Here is a 17704-nt window from a genome sequence, read left to right as displayed (position 1 = left end):
TGTCCTACCATTTACCCGCCCTTCAGCATCGTCTTGTATTCCGAAGGGTTGCAGCCTGCGTACTCCTTGAATACTTTCGAGAAGTAGTGCTGGTCATAAAAGCAGAGAGCGTCCGACAATTCCTTGATTTTAATGGCGGGATTCGACTGCATGACCTTGCGGGCTTCCGCAATTTTCAAATCCAGATAATACTGCATTAAGGTGCTGTTCGAATATTTTTTCACCACCCGGCTTATATACGACGGGCTGACATGGAAAGCGGCGGACAGCTCGTTCATGGATACCTGCGAGTATAAGTTGGCTTTGAGATAGGCATCGATCAGACTGAAAAGCTCGTAGCCGCCTTTTTTGTTGAGCGATTGCGTCTCGGTAAACCAGCCTTCCAGCAAGGCCAGCAGGCCCGAGCAAAATTCGCCGTAGCTTGGACATTCGAATAATGGCTGCACCTCCGCCATATACGCCGCCCAATCGTTCTTTCCATTGCGGTCCTGCTGATGAGCGGCGAAGGCGTTTGCCAGCAAGGCGGTGAAGCGCTGCAGCTGTGCAACGCGCACATTCGTGCGCCCCCACTTCAGGAGCTGTTCCTCCAATTGACGGAGGAACGGCTCCTTTTGCAGCTTCTGTATTTTATCCGTAAATCGCGCGCCGATTCTCTCCACATCCTCCGATGCTTCAATGCCTTGACCTGCCGGATGGGCGGCATCCAGCAGACAAGTCTTTGCGATGGAGATCCGGCTGCCAAGCAGCCCGGATAACGAATGGCAGCAGCCGGCTATTTCGTTCGCCGCAGCCGGTATGAACTGTCCGGCGATTGAAGCCGGCAGCCCTTCGTCCTCCAGCAGGGCGCCTATTTGCTCCAGCCTTTCCATGGGCGAGACGGAGCCGTCGATAAAGGACGGGTCCGTCAGCACCAGCAGCTGATTCGGCTTATTCGCCGCGAATACCCGAAAGGAATGCGGGGCAAAGGAGAGGTTCAACAGCTCCTGAACCGGCCCGGGCAAAAATCCGCTCACAGCGCCTCTGAAAAATTGCCGATGCAGGACGAGAACCAGCTTCTTATTCCGGAAATACCCCGGCGGCAGCGTCAACTCCTGGCTAAACGAAGGATCGAGAATCCCGTCGAGTACCGCGAATTCCTTACGATGCTCCTCACCAAGCTGGACGATGACGCGCTCCATCACCTCCACCAGCGCGGGACGCTCCACCGGCTTCAGCAAATAATCCGTGACCTGCAAATTGATCGCTTTCCGGGTATACTCGAAATCGTTGTAGCCGCTGATCAGAATGACTTTTAGCCCGGGTTTCGCTTTTTTGGCCTCCTCGATCATAGCCAGCCCGTCCAGCTTCGGCATGCGGATATCCGTAATTAAAATATCGACCTCACGGCTGAGCACTCCTTCCAGCGCGTCCGCGCCGTTCGAAGCCGTATGAACGACCTGTACGGGCAGCCCCGACGTCAGAAGCAGTTCCTTGATATTTCTCAGAATCGGTTTGCTGTCTTCCGCAATGAGGATCTTGTACATAACGTTGCCCTCCAAGCCAGAATTAGTAAAAATCTTCGGTCAGCGACGCGATAATCTGAATCGTGGCGCCGCCGTTTTCCGCATTATTGAACATGTTGAAAAACAGCCTGTTGCGGTACATCAGTTCGAGCCGGCCCACGGTGTTCACGATGCCCATGCTGCCGATCTTCGTCGGTTGTCCGGATGATCCGCCTTCTTTGATTCTTTGCAGGGTATGCCTGATGCCTTCGTCGGTAAAGCCGGTTCCGTTGTCGCTGATCTCGATCGCCCACAGGCCGCGGTACAGCTTGATTTTAATGCTGATCTTCCACGGAGGGTCCGTGCTGTCAAAGGCATGCTCGATGCAGTTTTCCACGAACGGCTGGATGACGAGCCGCGGCAGCAGAATGGATTCCCCGGCCGGGTCCATGTCGATCTCCCATTCGAGATCCTCTTCGTACTTGTGCTTGATCAGCGATAAATAATGCTTCGTATGCTCGATTTCTTCGCGCAGCGTTACATGCTGATAAGGTGAGGACACGATATACCGGAGACTCTCCGACAGATGCTTGCACATTTGGGTGACGACGTTCATCTGGTTTTCCTGCGCCGCAATGCTGATCAGGTAAAGCACGTTATGGATGAAGTGCGGCGCGATTTGCGCCTGCAGCGCCGAATTTCGGGCCATGACCTCCTCATGCAGCGCGAGCTTTTCTCTCTCAATGGAAGACTGCAGCCTCTCGAGCAGCTCGCGGAAAGCTTCGTTGAACAGATGAAATTCATTGTTATACAGCCGGCTGTCCGTCCGGAGGCTTAAATTGCTGTAGCTGATGTTCAGAATTTGGCTGCGAAGCTTGCGGATCGGCAGCACAAGGCCTTTGGTCATAAAATGGATGTACAGATAGCTGAACAGAGTAAGCGAGACGATCAGGATAACCGCAATATTCGTAACCGAATTGACCGAGCCGAGAACGGACTTGCCCGGTATGACCGTATACACGGTCCAGCCGGTATACGAGGAGGCGTGGTAGGCGATATAATTGCCGTCGTTGTCCTTGTAGATGCCTTGCGGCCCGGAAACGTTCCGGAGGCTTGCGGCGTGCATGCCGAAATCCGCATTCCGGGATTGAATAACGAGGCCGCCGCTGCCGTCCGTCACGTAGGTGGAGCCGGGGCTTCCGATATTCGCTATTTTCAGCAAATCGTTATCGTCCAATTGTATGGACAAGTAGCCGTAGACGGTGCCGTTAATGTCGATAATCGAGCGGATAAAGGAGACGGGCTGGTTTTGCCCGGCATGGAGAATATAAGTGCTGTCCTGCAGAGTGCGGACCGTGCCGGGATTTTCCAGCAGCGGTGCAAGCGGCGGCGGCTGGACATATCCGATATAGGAAGTGACTTCTTGTCCCTGCAGGTCGTAAATGATGATATCGCGAATGTTAAGGCTCGGACCGACGGCTTGGAACATGACGTTGCTGAGCACCCGATTCTGATTCAGCGCCGCGACGTCCTGGTTCGATTGCTTCGACAGCGCACCGAAGGAGAAGATCGCCCTGTTTGATAAAATGCGCTGCGACAGCTGATTCTGGATCGCAATGTAGTCATCCAGACTTTCGTCAATTTTGGCGGAGGTCAGCAGCGTTTCATTGATCGTTTTCTGCTTGAGGGGCTTGATGACGAGCAGATTCGTAAAGATCAGAAAGCTGCCCAGCACCACAACCAGAAGCAGGCTGAACGTGACGATCAGACGGCTGCGGACACTGGATTGATAGCGCTTTCTAAGAAAGGGATTTATCACCGTTATCGAGTTCCTTTCCCGTAAAGTCTGTGGATTATCACCCAATATAGCATTGCGGGGGGTGGTTCGGCAACCGGTTTTGGTTCATAATATTACACATGAATAGGAAATGACGAACATGTACTCCTGCGGGAGTACGTCCTATAATTCGATTAGAAGCAGCGGAGGGGTACAGATTGAATAACCGATGGAGAACAATGGCGGCGGGGCTGATGCTCGCCGGAACGATGCTTGTCTCAGCCGCTTGCGGCGGCGTAACGACGGATTTGAATGCGCTTTCTAAAGGAACTGACGAGACAAAAACGATCGAGCTGGCCATCATGAAAAGCTCACAAAATTCCGTTTTCGTCTCCAAAGAGGTATTCGATGAATTCGAGCAAGAGACCGGCATCCGCGTCAAGCTTCAAATTTTGCCCATCGAGCAGGTAACGACTGTTCTGCAAACGAAGCTGGCCGTAGGTGAAACGCCCGATTTGATCCTCTACAACCTGATTACGGCGGCAAAGGAGCTGAATCTGGAGAAAAATTTCGAAGCGCTTGACGATGAGGCCTGGGTCCAAAGGGTGCTGAACAAAAGCGTGCTTTCCTACAACGGACACATTTACGGGTTTCAAGTTAATCAGGACGCCGGTCAGCAGGGGATCGTATACAATAAGGAGATTTTCCGGGAGCTGGGCCTTTCGGTGCCTCAAGATTTCGAGCAGCTGCTCGCCGTTTGCAAGAAGCTCAAGGCTGCGGGAATTACGCCTTTCTTTATGCCTTTCAAAGACAATTGGTCGTCTCAGATGTGGATAACGGCCGCGATCGCGGATTATGCAAAAAAACAAGATCCGGCCATGTGGGACGATTTGAACGGGGGGAAGCGCAAATTTGCGGATATACCGGCATTAATCGAGATTACGCAGCAGCAGTTCGATCTCTACAAGCTAGGTTATACGAACCGGAACGTGCTTGCCGACAGCTACGACATGGCGATGGATATATTCATAGGCAGAAAAGCGGCCATGATGACGATGGGAGACTGGTTCATTGCCGACGTCGTCAAGAAGGACCCGTCCACGGAGCTGGGGCTGTTCCCTGTTCCGTATACGCGGGATGCTGATCTTGCCATCAGTCCGCTGGGCGGCCAATTGTTCATTCCCAAAAAGGCGAAAAATATGGCCGAAGCGAAGCGGTTCCTCGATTTCCTTGCATCGAAAGAGCAGGCGCAAAGAATGGTGAACATTGGCCAATATATATCGAATCTGAGCGATGTGACGACACCTGAGCTGCCGGTCTACAAACAGGAAATTGTGGACGGCTACATCAAGCCGGAAAAAACGGTCATGACGGCCGATACCTACCTGACCGTAAATATCGGGGACATTTGGGACTATCTGCAGGATATGTTCGCGGGCGGGCTGACAGCAACGGAAGTATGGGAAAAGTGGGATAAGCGGTTCGCGCAGCTGATGAAGGAAAAACAGGCGCCCGGATTTTAGCGGGGCTGCAACCGCGCACCGCGCATAAGGAGGAAAGCTTATGAGAATCGGCATGGATTATTATCCCGAGTGGGAGACGGAAGACATGTGGGAGGCCGACGCGTCGCGAATGAAGGAAGCCGGCGTCGCGATGGTCAGAATCGGCGAATTCGCATGGAGCGGCATGCAGCCGCGCTATGAAGGGATTCGCGGACACCGGTGCGTGAACAGCCCTTCCTTCCGCAAACGGACGGAGAGGATTGTCACTGAGCTTGCGGTCCGTTACGGCTCCAATCCCTCCGTCATCGGTTGGCAAACCGACAATGAATTCGAAATGACGTTATGCAATTGCGCCAGCTGCGATGCCGGCTTCCGGGAGTGGGTGCGCCGGAAATACGGAACGCTGGAGACGGTGAACCGCGAGTGGGGCCTTGCGGTCTGGAGCGGCGAATACAGCAGCTGGGTCGAGCTCGACCGCGCTTACGAGAGCATCTTGTACGGGAAGACCGCAGAAGAGAGGATCCAACTGCAGCCGTTCGGCGTTGAAATTTTAGAATATAAATAAGGAGGGGAGCCAGCTTGCAAAATTCTATCCAGGCTCAGGCTAACGTTAAGACGATGAGCGACAAGAAGCTGTTCCATATCAAAAGCAAGCACACTCTATTTCTGATGGCGCTGCCGTTTCTCGTGCTCGTGTTCATATTCTCGTATATGCCGCTCTACGGCTGGATCTACGCATTCTACAATTTCCGGCCGGGCATTCCGCTGAGTGAGACCGACTTTGTCGGCCTGCAGTGGTTCAAGTCGATCTTCAGCAATCCGACGCAGACGGGGGAAGTGCTGCGCGTCATGCGGAACACGGTAGCGATGAGCTCCCTTAACATTGCAGCCTCCGTGCTTCCGGTCATCTTCGCCATCTTCCTGAGCGAAATGAGATCGGCGCGCTTCAAGAAGACCGTGCAGATTTTGACGACGCTGCCGAATTTCATCAGCTGGGTGCTCGTGTATTCCTTTGCGTTCATGCTGTTCTCGGTGGACAACGGCCTCGTGAACCAGATTTTGATCAATTTGGGGATCATCGACGCAGGCGTCAACTTTCTTGCTTCCGACAGCTACACCTGGCTTAAAATGGCGCTGTGGGATTTATGGAAAGGGCTTGGCTGGGGCGCCATTCTGTATATGGCAGCTATCGCGGGAATCGATCAGGAGCTGTACGAGGCCGCCAAAGTAGACGGCGCTTCCAGGTTCCGCTCCATCTGGCATATTACCGTTCCGGGCATTATGCCGACCTATTTCGTTCTTCTGCTGCTGACCATTGCCAATTTCATCAATAACGGCCTGGAGCAGTACTTCGTCTTCCAGAACGCGATCAACAAGGATCAAATCGAGGTGCTGGATTTGTACGTCTACAATGTCGGCCTGCTCGGCAGCAATTTCTCGTTCGCCACGGCCGTCAGTATGTTGAAATCGTTCATCAGCATCGGGCTGCTGTTCTTCGCCAACAGCTTGTCCAAAATCGTTCGCGGCGAGAGCATCATTTAATCGGGCAGCAAGGAGGAGAACCGAATGCACAAGAAACTCAGCGCAGGAGATAAAGCGTTCCATGCCGTCAACTATTTCGTGTTCGCGGTCATCGCTCTGCTTTGCATTTTTCCATTCTATTATTTGTTCATCAATACGATCAGCAATAACGATCTGAGCAGCCGGGGGCTTATCCACTTCTTCCCGCAGGAAATTCACTTCAGCAACTACGGACAGGTGCTGCATATTCCGGGCTTCGCTCATGCCGGTCTGGTGTCGCTGGGGCGGACGGTCATCGGCACGGTGCTTACGGTCGGCGGTGCGGCTTTCCTCGGGTTTCTTTTTACAAAGCAGGAAATGTGGGGAAGGAAATTCTGGTACCGGTTCATCATCGTCACGATGTACTTTAACGCCGGGATTATTCCGTGGTATATCACGATGCTTAATCTGAAGCTGACCAACAACTTTCTGGCGTATATTTTGCCCGCTATCGTATCCCCGTTCTTCGTCATCCTGGTCAAAACGTTTGTGGAATCGCTTCCGGCGGCGCTTCAGGAATCCGCGCAGATCGACGGGGCCGGCTACTGGACGATATTCACCCGCATCGTGTTCCCGCTCATTACGCCGATTTTGGCCACAATTGCGATCTTCTCGGCAGTCGGCCAGTGGAACTCGTTCACGGATACGCTGTTCCTTATGACGGATCAGAACCTGTACACGCTGCAATTCGTGCTCTACAAATATATGAACGAGGCTTCGTCGCTGGCGGCCATCGTGCGCAATTCCTCAGGCGGACAAGGGCTGGATCTGGCCAACCTGCAGACGCCGACTTCGATCCGGACTACCGTGTCCATGATCGTTGTGTTCCCGATTTTGCTGGTTTACCCGTACTTTCAGCGTTTCTTCGTCAAAGGAATTATGATCGGAGCCGTAAAAGGGTAACAAAGGTTTGGCGGAACGGCTTGAGAGGGGGAATGCCCAAGCTTTTTGTTCGGAATATTCACAATGTTCCAACTATTGAATCGCCTGAATAATAGGGAGGTCGAACACAAATGACGATTTTACTTAAAAAAGCGACGATTATTGCAGCGGCATCCGTGATGCTATTTGGCTCTGCGGCATGCTCGAACGGCGGCAGCGCAGGCAATACAGGCGGCAACAATGCGGCCGGAGCGGACAATGCGTCAGGGAAAAAGGAGCTTTACAAGATCGAGGTGCTGTCGCAGCTTGCGAACTTCGCCGGCGAGCAGGGCGGCTGGTACGGCAAAATTTTGAAGGATAAATTCGGACTTGAGGCGAACATTACGGCCCCGAACCTGGCGGGCGGCGCAGCCAAATTCGCAACCCTGATGGCATCCGGCGACCTCGGCGATCTCGTCATTTTCGGCAACGACGGCCAGGAGTACAGAGACGCGATCAAAGCGGGTCTGCTTCTCGACTGGACAAAGGACGGCCTGCTGGAGAAGTACGGCAAGGACATTCTCGCGAACGTTCCGGAAGCGCTTGAGAAGAACAAAAAGAACTTTGGCGAAGGCAAGGCGATATACGGCATCGGACATGACGCTTCGAACATGCCTCCGGGCCCTTCCGAGGGCAACACGATGACCTACCAGCTCGACATGCGCTGGGATCTTTATCAGAAGCTCGGCAGTCCGAAGCTGACGAAGATGGAGGATATTTTGCCTTTGCTCCAGAAAATGAAGGAGCTGGAGCCGAAGAGCGACAGCGGCAGACCGACATACGGCTTCTCGATGTGGGCCGATTGGGACGGCAATTACATGACGCTGGCGAAGCAGTTCGCCACCATGCACGGCTATGATATCGGCGACGGCTTTAACCAAGGCAGCCTGCTCGAGATCGCAGCCCATGAAGACAAATACCAGGGCATCCTGGACGAGAACAGCTATTATTTGCGTACGCTGAAGCTTTATTACGACGCGAATCAGTTGGGGCTTATGGACCCGGACTCCTTAACCCAGAAGTTCGACGATGTCGTGAACAAGTTCAAGGACGGACAAGTGTTGTTCTCCTGGTTCCCGTGGCTGGACAGCTCCTATAACACGCCGGCCCACACCGATGCAGGCAAAGGCTTCCAGATGGTCGGGTTCGAGGAGCAGAAAATTTACTCCTACGGCTTCTCTCCGCTGGGCAGCAACCGCATCTGGGCGATCGGCGCCAAGGCGAAGCATCCGGAGCGGATTTTGGAATACATCAACTGGCTGTACACGCCGGAAGGCATGATGGCGACGACCAACGGTCCGGAAGGCTTGACGTGGGAAATGAAGGACGGCAAAGCGGTGCTGACCGACTTCGGCAAGCAGGCGCTGAAGGACAATTCGGTGCAGGTGCCAGATGAATTCGGCGGCGGCACTTACAAGGACGGCGGACCGAAATTCAACAACTCGACGCTGAAGACGTCATCGATTAATCCGAACACGAACGAGCCGTACGACTGGAATATGTGGACGTCGGTGCTGCAGGACAATCCGAACCCGGTAGATAAATCGTGGCGCGAGGCGACGGGCGCATTGACGCCGAAGGATCTGCTGGTGAAAAATAACCAAATCGCGCTCAACAACCCGATCTCGACGACGGAGGCGCCGGCGGTTATGGATTCCATGCTGTCGCAGAAGCTGAGCCAGGTCGGAGCGATCATCAAGGAGCAGTCGTGGAAAATGGTGTTCGCCAAAAACGAAGCCGAATACAACAAGCTGAAGGACGAAATGATCCAGAAAGCGAAAGGACTCGGCTACGACGAAATTATCGATTGGCAGGTTGAGCAGACGGAAAAAGTGTTTGCATTGCGGAATAAGTAACGATTGCAGCAGACCGGGACAGGATATTTCTTGTCCCGGTCATAGCCGTGGTTACCTTCAGCCCGAAAGGGCGATAGAATGTTCGTTATGCTGCCTCAGCATCAGCCGAAGTTTCCCCGAACAGCCCTTAATCAGACCTCAGCCATGGTTACAGCTCTTTGGATTCATGCCCCGCCGCCACCGAACCGCTTGGCGTTTCTCTCGCGGGCGCGCTCGAGCTCGATCTCGCGGTTTTTCGGGTCGGCGTTTGTGACGAGCGAGTCGAGCAGCGTATGGGCGGCCGCCGCCACCTCGCGGATGGCGCGCTCGAAAGCCTCTTCGTTCGCTTTGGAAGGCGACTGGAAGCCCGACAGCTTCCTTACGAATTGGAGGGATGCGGCACGGACTTCCTCTTCCGTCGCCGGCGGATCGAAATTAAACAGCGTTTTAATATTGCGGCACATAACTTAACTCCTTTCAGGTTAACCGTTAATCGGATCTGTAGAAATGGCGGGAATACGTCGAAGGCGCTTCGCCCAGCACTTTCTTGAACACGCGGCTGAAGTAATACGGATTTTTGTAGCCGAGCCGTTCGCTGACCTCGGCGACGTTCATCGGAGTGTTCCGCATCAGGTCGATGGCCTTGTTCATGCGGAGCTTCGTATGAGCTTCAATGACGCTCTGGCCGGTGAGCTTCTTGAACGTCGCGGACAGGTAGCTGTAATTCAGGCTCAAATGCGAGCTTAATCGCTCCGATTCAAAATCCTTATCCGCATGGAGGGACAGATAGGACATCACTTTGCCGACGAGCATATCCCTCTTTCCCCCTGCGCTTTGCCCGGATTCGGGCTGGATGATGGCTTGATGAAGATCCAGGAACAGCCCGCACGCCTGCATGCTGATTCTGGTCATGCCGTGCCCTTGGGGCAGATGGTACTCATCCAGCAGCTTCATAAGCCTGTTTTCCAGGGTGTTGTGAAACGGCGAAGTGCCATGCTTCGGCAGCATGAAACGATATTCGTAATGCCGGGGATCGTAAAGGCCGAGCTCGGGGATCGGAAGATGCTCCTTGTAGGTGATCTTATCGTCCGCAACACTCCTAAAATGGATCCAATACCATGACGTTCCCGGCTCGGTTCCGGGCAACCCCCAATGGCGAAGCCCGCTTTTCAAAAATAAATGCTCCTTTTCTCCCACGAAATATTCCGTCTCATCCTCAATGACCTGCATGCTGCCCTTCGTGACGAATAAAAAAACATCGTAATCCAGCAGCCGGTCGGGATGCGTATACGCGCTTGCCGTCCGGTTCCAGCCAATGTCCCGGACGAGCGGCATACGGTCTGCGGTTAAATAAACGGCGTTGTCGATATCCGGCACCTCTCTTGCGGCAGCAAGCCTGTTTCTGTCCAGTATAAAACCTAAAAAAAGTATATGCAATCTAAGGTTTCGTGCATTTCTCCACGCAGGACCAGCCGATAAAATAGAACTAGGACAAAATGAACAGGAGGCTGACTACGCATGCTTCAAGCGTTATCCGAATTCCGGCCGGGACAGGCCCGGCTGATCGACGGGCCATTGGCAGCGCGATTCGAGCTTAACAAAAAATATGTAATGAGTCTGACCAATCAAAACCTGCTTCGCAATTTTTATTTGGAAGCCGGTCTTTGGAGCTACAGCGGGAATGGAGGAACTACAACAGCTTCCGCCACATCGGTGGACGGTCCCGAGCATTGGCATTGGGGCTGGGAATCGCCGACCTGCGAGCTGCGCGGTCATATGATGGGACACTGGCTTTCGGCGGCAGCGCGCATTTATGCGCAGACAAAGGACGGGCTCGTCAAAGCCAAAGCCGACCACATCGTCGCGGAGCTGGCCAAATGCCAGGATGCGAATGGAGGAGGGTGGCTGGCGGCATTTCCTGAAACGTTTATGCACAGGCTGATGAACGGGAAATGGGTCTGGGCTCCGCACTATACGGTACACAAGCTGCTTATGGGTCTTTATGAAATGTACGAATTGGCGGACAACGAACAGGCGATGCTGATTATGAAAGGAATGGCGGACTGGTTTGACCGCTGGACAAGCGGCTTCTCGCAGGAGCAGCTGGATGAGCTGCTCGATATGGAAACCGGCGGCATGCTGGAAACCTGGGCGGATTTATATGGAGTGACAGGTGAAGAGAAGCATCGCCGGCTGATGTACCGATATGACCGCCGCCGTTTCTTCGATCGGCTTCTTGCGGGCGAGGACGTGCTGACGAACAAGCATGCCAATACGCAAATTCCGGAAATTTTAGGCGCGGCCAGAGCCTATGAGGTAACCGGAGACGAACGGTTCCGAAAAACGGTCGAGGCGTTCTGGGCTTGCGCCGTTACGGATCGGGGATATTTGTGCACCGGAGCGGGGGACAACGGCGAGCTGTGGATGCCGGGCGGCGAGATGGCGGCGAGGCTGGGAGTCGGCCAGGAGCACTGCGTCAATTACAATATGATGCGCTTATCTCAGGTTCTGCTGCGCTGGACGGGGAATCCGGCTTACGCGGATTATTGGGAAAGAAGATTCGTCAACGGCGTCCTTGCCCATCAGCATAGCGAGACAGGAATGATCTCTTATTTCCTCGGGCTCGGAGCGGGCAGCAGCAAAACCTGGGGCTCGGAGACGCAGCATTTCTGGTGCTGTCACGGGACCCTTGTCCAGGCGAACGCTTCCTATGAGTCGCAAATTTATATGGAGGACGAGCAAGGCCTTGCCGTTTCGCAGTGGATTCCATCTCAGATTGCACTTGAGCGCGGAGACATCCGAATCGGACTCCGGATCGAGCAGGACGGACAAAACGGGCTGTATCCGCTTAATAAATGGTCGGTTACCGGTATGGAGGCGATCACGAGAGTGCACGTGAAGCCGATTCCGGTACGGCGGCCGGACCGCTTCATCTACCGTCTGACCGTTTCTTGCACCGAACCGGCTGCATTCCGTTTGAAGCTGCGGCTTCCGTGGTGGCTGAACGGCGATGCGATCATTACGGTAAACGGGGTGGAGCAGGAAGGGCCGTTCCATGCCTCGTCCTATTACGGGATTACCCGGCTTTGGGAGGACGGCGACATCGTAGCCGTAGAGCTGCCGATGAAGCTGACGGCGGAGCAGCTGCCGGGAGAGCCCGGTACGGTCGCCTTTATGGAGGGGCCGATCGTCCTTGCCGGCTTGGCAGAAGAGGAGCGGCTGCTGTACGGCGACCCTGACCGGCCGGAAAAGCTGCTTGTGCCGGACCGCGAACGGAACCATTCCTGGTGGAATCCGGGTTATTACCGGACGGTCCGGCAAGATCGCGGCTTCCGCCTCGTCCCGCTGTTCGAGATTAAGGATGAAGCTTATACGGTGTATTTTCCGATCCTGGAAGCATAGCAAGTAATCGATAAGGGATGCGCATACCGGCGCATCCTTTTTTTGTTTATCCGCTCACCGTTATGTCAATAATGAAATACATGCTCGAACCAACACAGAATATTTGAGAAGCGATAAAGCGAGGCATGCACATGACAGAGGGCGGAAATCAGGGAGAAACAGTCAGTCAGGGCGCTGCGGCGAATTCGACTTTAAAGGGCAGCGGCAAAGACAGCGGAGGAGCAAAAACGCCAATCTCGAAAAGCCTTGATGAAAACCGGCAGCTCATAGAGGATACCTTCAGCGGCTGCTACGATTTGGTATACCTGCCTTGGAGCTACGGTCCCAAGCTTGGTTTTAAAGCTTTCTCCGTCTATTTCGATACCTTGGTGGAAGAAAAAAAAGATAATTACATGAAGTCCGTGCTGCAGGATCTGGTGACCCATGAAATCGGGCCGGGTACCGATATTACGCTCGCGGTTATTATGGATTTTTTCGAAAAAAACGGAGTCTCCAGACAGAGCGGGCAGCTTATTGACGATTTTGAATTTGCGGTCGCCAGGATGTTGAGGGGCGATCTTGTTGTTTTTATTGACGGTTGGGATAAAGCGCTGAGCTTTCAGACCGTTATGGTTCAAGGCAGACAAATTACCGAGCCGATCTCCGAGCCGGTCGTTCTTGGCCCCCGTGAAAGCACGGTAGAAAATCTGAAAAAAAACATCGGCCTCATCCGAACCCGTGTAAGATCTCCGCGCTTTAAGCTGGAAGCGATATCGGGCGGCGGCGAAACTCAAACACAGGTCGTATACGGCTATATCGACGGCAGCGTCAATCCGGAAACGCTGGCCGAATTTAAACGTCGAATTGGCGTGATCACAGACAAGGAAATTTTGGATATCTCGTTTGTGGAAGAGCTGATCGAGGATTCGACGTACTCCCCTTTTCCGCAATTCCGGTACACCGAGCGTCCGGACGTTGTGGCGGCGGCGCTTATCGACGGCAAGATTGTCGTCATGTGCCAAGGCACCGGGATGATGATGCTTTGTCCGGGCTTGTTCTCCGAGCTGCTGCAGTCCAGCGAAGATTATTATCAGCGGACCGTTGTGTCCACGCTGATCCGGCTGCTGCGTTTTATCGCGTGCATCATTGCCTTGACATTGCCCAGCATCTACATTGCCTTAACGACGTATCACCCCGAATTGATTCCATCGGTGCTGCTCCTGGCGATAGTCGATGCGAGGGAGGGCATTCCGTTTCCGGCTTTCTTCGAAGCGCTCATTATGGAATTTTTCTTCGAGCTGCTGCGGGAAGCCGGAGTCAGGCTGCCTCGTCCGGTCGGCTCCGCCGTCAGCATCGTAGGCGCGCTGGTGATCGGGGAAGCGGCCATTTCGGCCGGAATCGCCTCCCCGATCATGGTCGTCATCGTAGCCTTGACGGGTATTGCTTCCTTCGCCGTTCCGCAGTATAACACGGCCATTTCCCTAAGACTGCTGCGATTTCCGTTAATGGCGGTTGCCGCTCTGCTCGGTGGCTTTGGCCTGTTATTCGGTTTGATGCTCATCTTGCTGCATCTTGTAACCTTACGTTCGCTCGGGCAGCCTTATTTTGCTCCGATCGCTCCGATTAGACCGCGGCAGCTCCTTGACGTGTTTGTCCGTGCGCCGCTCAAGCAGCTTGTGCGCTCGCCGCGCAACCGGCATATGCATATGTCCATCAATCGCAAGAAAGGATGACCGGGGTTGAGAAAGCTTTATACGAAGCTGCTTTTGTCGGCAATGGTTCTTCTTTCTTTAACGGGCTGCTGGAGCAAGCTGGAGCTTCCCGAGAGGGCCTTTATTATGTCCCTGGGCGTTGACGAAGGCAAAAACGGCAATATCCAACTGACGGCACAGCTGTATAAACCGAACACCGGTCTAAAAGAAAAAAAAGGCGGCGATGCGTTTGTCAACGTGCAATCCGAGGATGAGACGATGTTCGAAACCGTACGCGATTTGACCCTGCATATGGGGCGCAAAGTCCATTGGAGCCATATGCGCATCATTGTCATTAGCGAACAATATGCCAAGAACAGAGGCCTGAGCGAGATTTTGGATTTCTTTTACCGCAATTCGGAGCTTCGGCTTACATCCTATGTCCATATCGCCAAAGGGAAAGCGAGCGAATACATGACGACCAAGCCGCTCATTGAGAATACGCTCGGTCAGCAGCTGCTCACGATTCAGGAAGTGGCGTATAAATATTCCGGAAAAACGGCGAATGTCACCTTGCTCGATCTCGGATTTCAAATGAAGGGCCAGGTCGACGATGCGATGATCCCTTATCTTTACAAGAGAAAGAGAATTACATCGACAACGCCGGTAGCCGGGGCCGCCCTTCTCAAAAAAGGGAAAATGATCGGCAAGCTTTCATCCAAGGATATGGAAAGCGTCTTAATGCTCCGTGATGAGTACGTTCATGGCGTGTTCGAAATTCCATGTCCAGACCAGCCGAAAAGGAAGGAAACGGTTCAGATCATTTCCACAAATACTCAGCTTTCTCCCGAAATCAAAAATAAGTCGTTGACGGTGAAGGCATCCGTCACGCTGGAAGGCACGATTGCGGAGCTTAAATGCTCGAAAATCACGACAAACGAAGAGGAAGTAAAATTTATCAACGAAATTAAGTCATTTATCGAGCAGGAATTGCAGAAATCGTATAAAGTGCTGCAGCGGAAAAAAATTGACGTCCTCAATCTCGGCAACATCATTTACCGAAGGCATCCGGCGGTGTGGAACAGCGTGAAAAAAGACTGGGACAGCATTTTTGCGAGCAGCAAGCTGGTGATCCAATCCGATGTGAGGATTATCAACACCGGGACGATTACCGGGAAATCGGTGCTGACCAATAAATAGGAGGGTAATCCGCGTGCTGGAGAAAATGATCGTTCTGATTACCATGTATTCGCTTATGCTTGCAAGCGACATACCAAGAATCAAGCAGCTGCAGAAGCGGGAGAAGCTTGGTTACGGGGCCGTCATGCTGCTCGTTGTTTATTTCAGCGTGGATTATATGACCAGAATCGATCTGCCAAGCCTGCACCGGATTGCCGTTCACCTGCTTGAAGGGCCGGCTGAGCTGATCGTGAATTATTTAAAGGCGGGAATCTCTTGAAAAACCAGGAAACCATCACGGCTGGACAACTGGCCCGTTTATTTTTTACGTTTATGACGGGATCTTCCATCATTAATATTCCGGCACCGCTTATCTCTTTCGCCAAAAACGATGCATGGATGTCTCTTCTTGTTTCAGCGGTGCCGGGGCTGCTGCTGCTTAGCTGCCTCTTATATATGAATAAGCAGTATCCCGGATTAACCTTTATCGAATATAGCAACAAGGCGGTCGGCAAATGGGTCACCTTTATTTTGGCCATCCCGTTTTGCACCGCTTTATTCCATATGACCGCTTCCATCGTGCTCGATGTCGACTTGTTCATGACCAGTTCCATGATGGACGAAACGCCGATGTATGTCTTCTCGATTATCGTCATGTCGGCGGCCGCCATTACGGTAAGGGCCGGCATCGAAGCGATGGCCAGAATGTTCACGATAATGATAGTGGTTACGATCAGCTTAATTTTCGTTATTTTCATATTGGCGATTCCCGATTACCGCCCGGAACAATTGCTTCCGCTTATGCCGCAAGGCATCAAGCCGATGCTGCACGGGGCTTATTTTACATACGGATTTCCTTTCGGCGAGGTCATCGTATTTACCATGCTGCTCAAGTTCGTCCGCAAGCAGGACGGCAAAGTGTTAAACAAATACATGTATACGTCGCTGATCATGAACGCGGTGGTGTTAATCATATCCGTGGTATGCACGATTATGATGTTCGGCCCGATGGCAGGCGAGAGAAAATATTCGCTGTATCAATTTGCCCGCATTATCCAGGTCGTCGACATTATCGAAAGAATTGAGTCTATCATCGCAATGGCCTTAATCGCAGGCTCTTATATGAAAGCTACAATTACCCTTTTTGCACTTAACTTGACGATAACCCAGCTGCTGAAGCTGAAAGATGACCGGATTCTCGTCCTCCCCATCTCCGTGATCTGCGTGCTGCTCTCGCTAATACTTTCCGAAGGGATGGCCCGGTTCGAAGAAACGGTATCGTCGGTGCATCCGCTCTTTATTACGGTGTCGTACGTGATTCCGCTGCTAATCGTTATGATCGTCAGTATGTTCCGCTCCCATAAGGCCTCAGGACAAGGCGCGGGATCAGGCTCGAGTGCGGAATCGGGCTCCAATGCAGGATCAGGCTCCAGCCCAGGCTCCAGCTCGGGCTGATTCAGGTCGTAAACTGCTTGCGGTATTTGCTTGGCGGAATTCCGATATGGCCCGTGAAGCAATTGGAAAAGTAGGGCACGTTCTCGAACCCGACGTGAAGCGCGATTTCGGAGACCGGCCATTCGGTCTTAAGCAAAAGCAGCTTCGCCTGCTCGAGCCGGAATTTCGTCAAATATTCGACCGGCGTCATGCCGTAAACCTGCTTCATGCAGCGCGTAATGTAGTTGTAATGAAAATTGAGCGAATCCGTCAGCGTTTGACTCGTAATTTCCGAGCGGTAATTGTTTTTGAGATAAGCCTCCGTTTTTTCCGCCAGGGTGACGACAGGGCTCGTATAGCTCTCGTTCTGCCGCAGGTCCATCATGCGCAGCAGCTCCTCGAACGCCTGCTGCCGCGTCCAGAAGGCGCTCGACTGGCGCTCGCCGCCCGCTCTGTTCAGCGTCCGCATCAGCCGGAACGCCTGCTCGGGATAGGGGAGCGTCCACTGCTTCGGCAGCGTGAGCGAATACGGCGAAGTCAGAAACTGCTGGTTATGGGCGTCATGGCTTAAGCTCGCGTGCTCCTGATCGGATTGCTGCCACTCCCCCAAGGCTTGGAAATGCACCCAATAGAAATGCATGTCCTCCTCGGACGGCTTTACCGAGTAATGGTACCGGTCAGGCAGCAGCAGCAGCGTCTGCCCGGCCGCCAGCGTCCAATGCCGCTCCTCCTCGCCGATAAATAACCGCCCCGATTCCACCATAATCAGATCGAACACGCCCAGCTGCTTGCGGCTCGGATGCTGATCCCCGGGCACATAGTGCGTTTCTCCGCTTTCAAGGTAATAGGGAAGGGGCGGCGCTGCGAAATAGACCTGATCCTTTCTTTCCATGGAAGGACTCTCCTCTACGCTTGTGTGAAATTTTATAAGAAACAGGTTTCT

General features: G+C 53.2%; 15 protein-coding genes. 10 read left to right on the top strand and 5 right to left on the bottom strand.

Annotated features, from left to right (window positions below; all coding sequences use genetic code 11):
- Positions 1–11 precede the first annotated feature (11 nt).
- Both KP806_RS23930 and KP806_RS23925 read right to left on the bottom strand, forming a co-directional pair.
- Entirely contained in the window at positions 12–1523 is a 1512-nt protein-coding gene (locus tag KP806_RS23930) for a response regulator transcription factor (protein ID WP_224726277.1), read from the bottom strand.
- Positions 1524–1545: 22 nt separating this feature from the next.
- Positions 1546–3300: a cache domain-containing sensor histidine kinase gene (locus tag KP806_RS23925; protein ID WP_224726276.1), complete on the bottom strand. Its 1755-nt coding sequence runs from the start codon at positions 3298–3300 to the stop codon at positions 1546–1548.
- Between the two features lie 176 nt (positions 3301–3476).
- Here KP806_RS23925 and KP806_RS23920 point away from each other — a divergent pair, with 176 nt between their 5' ends.
- From KP806_RS23920 to KP806_RS23900, 5 genes are all read left to right on the top strand, one after another.
- Positions 3477–4781 (top strand): ABC transporter substrate-binding protein, encoded by a 1305-nt coding sequence (locus KP806_RS23920; RefSeq protein ID WP_224726275.1) that lies wholly within the window; start codon positions 3477–3479, stop codon positions 4779–4781.
- Positions 4782–4821: 40 nt separating this feature from the next.
- On the top strand, positions 4822–5325 hold the full coding sequence (locus tag KP806_RS23915; protein ID WP_224726274.1) for a beta-galactosidase: 504 nt from the start codon (positions 4822–4824) through the stop codon (positions 5323–5325).
- Positions 5326–5339: 14 nt separating this feature from the next.
- The gene (locus KP806_RS23910) at positions 5340–6302 is read left to right on the top strand and encodes an ABC transporter permease (protein WP_224726273.1); all 963 of its coding nucleotides are present in this window, start codon (positions 5340–5342) and stop codon (positions 6300–6302) included.
- 24 nt (positions 6303–6326) lie between these two features.
- Positions 6327–7223, top strand: a complete 897-nt coding sequence (locus tag KP806_RS23905) for a carbohydrate ABC transporter permease (protein WP_224726272.1) — start codon at positions 6327–6329, stop codon at positions 7221–7223.
- A 110-nt stretch (positions 7224–7333) separates the two neighbouring features.
- On the top strand, positions 7334–9097 hold the full coding sequence (locus KP806_RS23900) for a type 2 periplasmic-binding domain-containing protein (RefSeq protein ID WP_224726271.1): 1764 nt from the start codon (positions 7334–7336) through the stop codon (positions 9095–9097).
- A 164-nt stretch (positions 9098–9261) separates the two neighbouring features.
- On the opposite strand, the gene KP806_RS23895 is transcribed toward KP806_RS23900, so the two are convergent.
- Both KP806_RS23895 and KP806_RS23890 read right to left on the bottom strand, forming a co-directional pair.
- Entirely contained in the window at positions 9262–9540 is a 279-nt protein-coding gene (locus tag KP806_RS23895) for a DUF2277 domain-containing protein (protein WP_224726270.1), read from the bottom strand.
- A gap of 25 nt (positions 9541–9565) precedes the next feature.
- A complete protein-coding gene (locus KP806_RS23890) occupies positions 9566–10513 on the bottom strand; it encodes a helix-turn-helix transcriptional regulator (RefSeq protein ID WP_224726269.1) in 948 nt (315 codons plus the stop codon).
- A gap of 81 nt (positions 10514–10594) precedes the next feature.
- Here KP806_RS23890 and KP806_RS23885 point away from each other — a divergent pair, with 81 nt between their 5' ends.
- The 5 genes from KP806_RS23885 (at position 10595) to KP806_RS23865 (ending at position 16782) form a co-directional block, all read left to right on the top strand.
- Positions 10595–12478, top strand: a complete 1884-nt coding sequence (locus tag KP806_RS23885; RefSeq protein ID WP_224726268.1) for a beta-L-arabinofuranosidase domain-containing protein — start codon at positions 10595–10597, stop codon at positions 12476–12478.
- A gap of 131 nt (positions 12479–12609) precedes the next feature.
- On the top strand, positions 12610–14190 hold the full coding sequence (locus tag KP806_RS23880) for a spore germination protein (RefSeq protein ID WP_224726267.1): 1581 nt from the start codon (positions 12610–12612) through the stop codon (positions 14188–14190).
- A 6-nt stretch (positions 14191–14196) separates the two neighbouring features.
- On the top strand, positions 14197–15348 hold the full coding sequence (locus KP806_RS23875; protein ID WP_224726266.1) for a Ger(x)C family spore germination protein: 1152 nt from the start codon (positions 14197–14199) through the stop codon (positions 15346–15348).
- Between the two features lie 13 nt (positions 15349–15361).
- Positions 15362–15607 carry a hypothetical protein gene (locus KP806_RS23870; RefSeq protein ID WP_224726265.1) on the top strand — a complete coding sequence of 82 codons (246 nt, stop codon included), beginning with the start codon at positions 15362–15364 and terminating at the stop codon, positions 15605–15607.
- Complete coding sequence (locus tag KP806_RS23865) at positions 15604–16782, top strand: GerAB/ArcD/ProY family transporter (RefSeq protein WP_224726264.1); 1179 nt, start codon at positions 15604–15606, stop codon at positions 16780–16782. Before KP806_RS23870 ends, KP806_RS23865 begins: the two co-directional genes overlap by 4 nt.
- A 1-nt stretch (position 16783) precedes the next feature.
- Here the strand turns inward: KP806_RS23865 and KP806_RS23860 are convergent, their stop codons facing one another.
- The gene (locus KP806_RS23860) at positions 16784–17653 is read right to left on the bottom strand and encodes a helix-turn-helix domain-containing protein (protein WP_224726263.1); all 870 of its coding nucleotides are present in this window, start codon (positions 17651–17653) and stop codon (positions 16784–16786) included.
- Positions 17654–17704: the final 51 nt, after the last annotated feature.

The sequence above is a fragment of the Paenibacillus vietnamensis genome (assembly GCF_020169515.1).
GTDB lineage: Bacteria > Bacillota > Bacilli > Paenibacillales > Paenibacillaceae > Pristimantibacillus > Pristimantibacillus vietnamensis.
Note: the sequence above shows the minus strand (reverse complement) of the source record. Positions and strands in the feature narration are given on the sequence as shown.